We start from the raw sequence: 909 nt of genomic DNA, 5'->3' as shown, positions 1-909 counted from the left end.
GGTCTTGGTTACTGTCGTTGTTGTCTTGGTTGTCGCGGCCGCGGGTTTCAGCGCGGGATTTGCCGTGGGTCCCGTAGTGGGCTCTCCAGCAGCGGGGTTAGCATCACCGGGAGACTTGTCCGTGCTATCGTCAGGCACGTCGCCCCCGTCAGTCTCCCCCGCCGGCGCCGTGGCGTCCTCGGGTTCAACCACCACATGCGGTGCCACCGCACCGGCAGCATCCACCACGCCACCAGTACCAAAAGCCCCACCGACAGGCGTCACAAGCCGCGCGGACACAAGCGAGCCGCCCGTGCACGCGACGCCGCCATCGGTTCCGGTCGCATCGAGCCACGAGGCATCGACGGAAAGCCGACAGCCTGCTGCGCCATCACCAAGACCTGAGTCCTGCAGATACACACCATAAGCGCGCACGCCCGCTCCGGACCCAGCGCCCGCGGCAACGACGCGCCCGCCGCCGCGCACGGTCATGTCGCCTGCGATCACGCCGGCAACCGCCTCGTCCGTAATATCGGCCCCGTCCGCCCGGGCGTCGACGGTGCATCCGCCCACCACGAGCGCTTGCGAGACGTGGACCCCGCACTGCGAGCCGGTCGCCGTCAGTGTCCCGGTACCGCGAAGCGTCAGGTTGCCCCACACCTCCATGCCGCACGGCGTGATGTCCGCATCGGGCGCATGCGACTCCGTCACGGAGTTTTGCCCGGCAAGCGTCAGCACAAGGTCGCCCTCGGCGCCGATGGCCTCGCCCGCGTAGCCGTTGAGCTCCAGGTGGTCGGCATCGGTCCAGGCCCAGCCGGGGCCCGACACGCCCGGCTCGTAGTACGTCGCGCCCGCGATGATGAGGCTCTCCGCGCCCGCGGCATAAGAAGGCCCGCCCAGCAAAACGCATAGGCAGGCCATGGCAACAAT

Annotated in this window: 1 protein-coding gene; it reads right to left on the bottom strand. The window is 68.9% G+C overall.

Going from position 1 to position 909, the window contains the following annotated elements; all coding sequences use genetic code 11:
• The coding region (locus tag DW123_RS09620; protein WP_158570847.1) for a hypothetical protein at positions 1 to 909 on the bottom strand (909 nt) is incomplete at both ends.

Origin of the sequence: Collinsella sp. AM10-26, from assembly GCF_003472525.1 — a bacterium.
Lineage (GTDB): Bacteria > Actinomycetota > Coriobacteriia > Coriobacteriales > Coriobacteriaceae > Collinsella.
Note: the sequence above shows the minus strand (reverse complement) of the source record. Positions and strands in the feature narration are given on the sequence as shown.